Raw genomic sequence first — 5,125 nt, forward strand, 5'->3', positions numbered from 1 at the left:
GCCCGCCGCGCCGGGCCCGCCGCCCAGCGGCACCCCCGTCGCCCGGTTGAGCGGTCCGCGGAGGCCGGCGCGGGCGATGACGCGCTGGATCGTGAGGTCGCGCTCGTTCGGCGAGCCGACGTAGCGGATCTCGTTCAGCCCCTGGCGCTGCGCGGCCGACTCGAACACGATGTGGCCGAAGCCGAAGATCCGGCCGAGCACGGGCCGGTGGACCGAGATGTCGAGGATTCGCGAGAGGGGCATGGTCGCGATGTTCTGGGTGAGGATCCCGTGCACCCGGAACACGCGCATGTTCGTGATGACGAACCGGTCCATCTGCGCCTGCAGGATCCGCCAGAGGCAGAAGCAGGCGAGGCCGATCGCGAGCGCCGCCGGCAGCCACCACGCCTGCGGCGGCACCACGAACGCGAGCAGCAGCAACGGCACGGATGCCACGAGCCCGAGCACCGGCTTGACGATCGCCGCCCAGTGCTTCGCGACCTCGTCGACGACGACCTCGCCCTCGTCGGCGATGAGGAACCGCTCGACGCGGGGGTCGAAGATGCTGCGGGCGTCGGCGGTCACGTGCGCTCCGTCAGGATGCGAGCGAGGTGAAGAAGCGGCCGACCGCCTCGGCGGCGCCCCAGACGGCGGCGAAGGCGCCCTGGACCGCGTTCGCCGCATCTTCGGGCCTCGTGATCGTGTAGAACAGGGCGAACCCGATGACGAGCCCGATGGCGATGCGCTTGACCCACTTCACGGCGGTGGTCCCTTCGAGTAGAGGTGGGTGTGGGCAAGCCAGGCCCCCCGAAGGCCCGCCCCGGACCCGCTCTTTTCTACCGCACGCCGGGTCGGCCCTCAACGCGCCACTCCGCTCGGCGATAGGATCGGCTGGCCCGGTCCGCGCTCCCGACGGACGGCGTCAGGCGAGGAATCCATGGTCGGCATCGAAGAGGTGGCCAAGCTCGCGGGGGTCTCCACCGCGACGGTCTCGCGCGCCCTGAGCGGTCGCGGCCACGTCTCCCCGGCCTCGAAGGCCAAGGTGGTGGATGCCGCGGCGCAGCTCGGCTACGTCGTCTCGTCCAACGCGTCGAGCCTCGCGTCGGGTCGCACGCGCAACGTGGGCGTCGTGATCCCGTTCCTCAACCGGTGGTTCTTCGCATCGGTGCTGGAGGGCGCGCAGCAGGCGCTGCTCCGGCACGGCTACGACGTCACGCTGTACAACCTGTCGGGCGACGGCCGCGAGCGCTCGAGCGTGTTCGAGCACTTCCTGCTCCGCCAGCGGGTCGACGCCGTGGTCGCGGTCTCCCTCGAGCTCACCGAGCACGAGGTGCAGCGCCTGCACGACCTCGGCAAGCCCCTGGTCGGCGTCGGCGGTCCGATCCCGGGCGTCCGCACGCTCACGATCGACGACGCCGCGGTCGCCCGGCTCGCGACCGAGCACCTCCTCGCCCTCGGGCACCGCCGTATCGCCCACATCGGCGGCGACCTCGAGTTCGACCTCGACTTCCACCTGCCGACGAACCGCCGACTCGGGTACGAGGCGGCGCTGCGCGACGCGGGCGTCGAGCCCGACCCCCGCATCTTCGCCCCGGCGGACTTCACGATCCAGGGCGGCTACCACGCCGCGAAGCAACTGCTCGGCGTTCCGCACGACCGGCCGACCGCGATCTTCGCCGCGTCCGACGAGATGGCCATCGGCTCCATCCTCGCCGCACGCGACCTCGGCATGGTCGTGCCGCGCGACGTCTCGATCATCGGCATCGACGACTACGACCTCTCGGAGTTCTTCGGCCTCTCCACGGTGGCGCAGTTCCCGCGCGGCCAGGGCGAGAAGGCGGTCGAGATCCTGATGGAGCAGCTCGAGCCGGGCCCGGATGCCGCGCCGCCGGCCGCGACTCCCCTGCCGTTCGAGCTCCGCGTGCGCTCCTCCACGGCGGTCCCGCCCGAGCGCTGAGGCGCGCCTCCGGGGCGGATCCGAAGTCGGATCGGCTAGCCTGCGCGGATGCCCGAGCGCTCGCCGGCGCGCGGCACCCGCTGAACGATCCGGCCACGCCAGAGAGGAAGCCGTCATGACCGACGCCACGCTCGACGACGCCACCGTGCTCGCCGCCGACCCCGACTGGTGGCGCCAGGCCGCCGTCTACCAGATCTACCCGCGCAGCTTCGCCGACGCGAACGGCGACGGCATCGGCGACCTCCGCGGGATCACGTCGCGCATCCCGTACCTCGTCGAGCTCGGCGTCGACGCGGTCTGGCTCTCCCCGTTCTACCCGTCGGCGCTGGCCGACGGCGGGTACGACGTCGACGACTACCGCGACGTCGACCCCAAGATCGGCACGCTCGCCGAGTTCGACGAGATGATCGCGGCGCTGCATGCCGCAGGCATCCGCCTGATCGCCGACATCGTGCCGAACCACTCGTCGAACCGGCACGAGTGGTTCCGCGAGGCGCTCGCGTCGCCGCGCGGGTCGGCGGCGCGCGAGCGCTACATCTTCCGCGACGGCGAGGGCCCGGATGGCACGGAGCCGCCGAGCGACTGGCAGTCGATCTTCGGCGGGTCGGCGTGGGAGCCCGTGGGCGACGGCCAGTTCTACCTGCACCTGTTCGCGCCCGAGCAGCCCGACCTGAACTGGGCGAACCGCGAGGTGCGCGACGACTTCCTCCGCACCCTTCGCTTCTGGTCGGACCGCGGCGTCGACGGCTTCCGGGTCGACGTCGCGCACGCCCTCGCGAAGGACCTCACCTACCCCCTGCGTTCGCACGCCGAGCTCGAGGCCACGAAGCTCTCGACCGACGGCTCCCACCCGCTGTGGGATCGCGAGGAGCTCGACGAGATCTACGCCGAGTGGCGCGCGGTGTTCGACGAGTACGACCCGCCGCGCATCGCGGTCGCCGAGGCGTGGGTCGCGCCGACCCGCCGTCACCGCTACGCGGCGCCGACGAGCCTCGGGCAGGCGTTCAACTTCGACCTGCTGCGCGCGAACTTCGACGCCGCGGAGTTCCACGAGATCGTCGACCGCAACATGGCGTTCGCGGCCGAGTCGGGCTCGTCGAACACCTGGGTGTTCTCGAACCACGACGTGGTCCGGCACGCGACGCGCTACGGCCTCCCCGACGACCACACGTTCGAGTACGACCTCGGCAAGGCGTGGCTGCTCTCGGGCGGGGTCTCGCCCGTGGTCGACGCGGCACGCGGGCTCCGGCGAGCGCGCGCCGCGACGCTCTTCCTCCTCGCCCTGCCGGGCAGCGCGTACCTCTACCAGGGCGAGGAGCTCGGGCTGGCCGAGGTCCCTGAGATCCCCGACTCGGAGCGCCAGGACCCGTCGTTCTTCCGCAACGCGGGCGTCGAGGTCGGGCGAGACGGATGCCGCGTGCCGCTGCCCTGGATCGCCGACGCGCCGTCGTTCGGCTTCGGGCCGGCCGGTTCGGATGCCTCGCACCTGCCGCAGCCGGCCTGGATCGCGTCGTACGCGGTCTCCGCGCAGGAGTCGGACCCCACGTCGACGCTCTCGATGTACCGCCGCGCGCTCGCGCTGCGCCACGAGCTGCAGGGGGCCGAGAAGCTGGCATGGATCTCGCTCGAGGAGGGCGCCGGCGGGGCCGACGCAGCGGCCGACGTGCTCGCGTTCCAGCGTCCGACCGGATGGACCGTGGTGACGAACTTCGGAACGACGCCGTTCGTGCTGCCCGCGGGCCTCGCCGGCCTCGACGTCATCCTCTCGAGCGCCTCGGACGCCGCCGCCGGCGAGGCCGCCGTGCCCGCACCCGCCGCCATTCCGCCCGAGACCACCCTCTGGCTCCGCTGAGCGCGCCCCGCGCCCCGCGTAGACGGCCGGCTTGTGCACTGGCGGTCACCCTCGAATCGACCTCCAGTGCACAGATCTCACTTCTGCGTGAGCAGACGACGTGGGCGACGGGTCTTGGGGAGACCGGTTGCGGTGAGGTAGTGGTCGATCGGGTGACGACGCATCGCCTCAGCCCAGTCCCAGCGGGCGAAGCCGCGCACACGGCGACGGATGGCGTCCTCCCGGCGCTTCTCGTCGATGACCGTCGCCGCGGCGAGCGCGGCCGGGTCACGCGTGCCACGGGCACCGGATGCCGCCGCCCGGGCGCGGCCGCGATACTTCCCCCGGCCGTCCGCTTCACCGACGACGCCGTGGTCGGGCCACCAGAAGTCGAGGTACGCGTCTCGCTCGAGCTCGTCCAGCCTGAGGCGATGCTGCAGCACGGGTTGGGGGAAGCCGAGCTCTTCGATCACGAGGCGGCTCAGGGTCTCGAGGGGCGTGGCAGCGCCATCCGTCGCCCGTCGGAGCACTTCGTCCATCCGCCGGCTCCCCGGGTACGGCAGCAGCCGCTCGTGCTCGGCATGGAGTCGGTGGATGCTGGTCCACGGAACGGCGCCGCCCCACGGCGGCGTGTACAGCGCGGCGTCGGTCGCAGTGAGCGCCGCCTCGAGTGGAGCGCGCCGCGCGACCTGGATCAGCGAGAACTCGATGGACGTCATCGCGATGCCGGCGCGCGCCGTGATCGGGACGTCCGCAGTGCGGGCGATCGTCACGACACCGCGACGGCGGCTGGCCGTGCCGTTCCTCGAGCGCACGAACACCTCGTCGGGCCACGGGCCGAGGATCGGCATGCCGGCGAGCGCGATCGCCGAATGACCGGTGAACACCGGGCGATCGAGCTGCGCGGCCGCCGCGCGGACCATCATCCGGTAGCGGCTGCGATCGCGTTCGGCGGGCGACTCTTCGGGGTCCGTCGGCGGCCTCGATCGGTAGGCGCCGGGCCTGAGCCGCTCCATCGTGCCGGCCTTCGCCGCCGCGTAGAGCTCGCGCTCCCGGCCGACGCTGCGTAGGTCGAGCGCGTAGACGAGACCGTGGTCACGGGTCGGGAACGGTTCGCGCATGCCTCGATGCTGCGCGGTCCGGCACGCAGCGGTGCCGGCGATCGACGATCCGTGCAGTCCCCTCGCGGAGTCCGCCCTGCGGAGGAGTGCTCGCTCCCCCACCCCCACCTCGCACGGACGGTCGATCTGTGCAGCGCAGGCCATGCTGCATCCGACCGTGAGGGCACAGCCCGACCGTGAGCGCGAGGGCGGGCAGGTCCGGGCGGGCGGGCCGGGCGGGGCGAGCCGGGCGGGGCG

At 72.5% G+C, this 5,125-nt stretch carries 5 protein-coding genes; 2 read left to right on the top strand and 3 right to left on the bottom strand.

What is annotated here, in order from left to right; genetic code table 11:
- Together ESO86_RS11200 and ESO86_RS18880 are read right to left on the bottom strand one after the other, a co-directional pair.
- A partial coding sequence (locus tag ESO86_RS11200; RefSeq protein ID WP_207207100.1) for a PH domain-containing protein occupies positions 1 to 564 on the bottom strand: 564 nt, incomplete at its 3' end.
- Between the two features lie 10 nt (positions 565 to 574).
- Positions 575 to 739 (bottom strand): hypothetical protein, encoded by a 165-nt coding sequence (locus ESO86_RS18880; protein WP_165307681.1) that lies wholly within the window; start codon positions 737 to 739, stop codon positions 575 to 577.
- 177 nt (positions 740 to 916) lie between these two features.
- Here ESO86_RS18880 and ESO86_RS11205 point away from each other — a divergent pair, with 177 nt between their 5' ends.
- Both ESO86_RS11205 and ESO86_RS11210 read left to right on the top strand, forming a co-directional pair.
- On the top strand, positions 917 to 1,936 hold the full coding sequence (locus tag ESO86_RS11205; protein ID WP_129235038.1) for a LacI family DNA-binding transcriptional regulator: 1,020 nt from the start codon (positions 917 to 919) through the stop codon (positions 1,934 to 1,936).
- A gap of 115 nt (positions 1,937 to 2,051) precedes the next feature.
- Complete coding sequence (locus ESO86_RS11210) at positions 2,052 to 3,788, top strand: glycoside hydrolase family 13 protein (RefSeq protein WP_129235040.1); 1,737 nt, start codon at positions 2,052 to 2,054, stop codon at positions 3,786 to 3,788.
- A 77-nt stretch (positions 3,789 to 3,865) separates the two neighbouring features.
- Here ESO86_RS11210 and ESO86_RS11215 read toward each other — a convergent pair whose 3' ends face one another.
- Positions 3,866 to 4,888 (bottom strand): hypothetical protein, encoded by a 1,023-nt coding sequence (locus ESO86_RS11215; RefSeq protein ID WP_129235042.1) that lies wholly within the window; start codon positions 4,886 to 4,888, stop codon positions 3,866 to 3,868.
- Between the last annotated feature and the right edge of the window lie 237 nt (positions 4,889 to 5,125).

The organism is Agromyces binzhouensis (genome assembly GCF_004135055.1).
In the GTDB taxonomy this organism is placed as follows: Bacteria; Actinomycetota; Actinomycetes; order Actinomycetales; family Microbacteriaceae; genus Agromyces; species Agromyces binzhouensis.

Coding starts and splice junctions, on each gene's coding strand:
- ESO86_RS11205 (WP_129235038.1), top strand. CDS start 917: ATGGTCGGCATCGAAGAGGTGGCCAAGCTCGCGGGGGTCTCCACCGCG.
- ESO86_RS11210 (WP_129235040.1), top strand. CDS start 2,052: ATGACCGACGCCACGCTCGACGACGCCACCGTGCTCGCCGCCGACCCC.
- ESO86_RS11215 (WP_129235042.1), bottom strand. CDS start 4,888: ATGCGCGAACCGTTCCCGACCCGTGACCACGGTCTCGTCTACGCGCTC.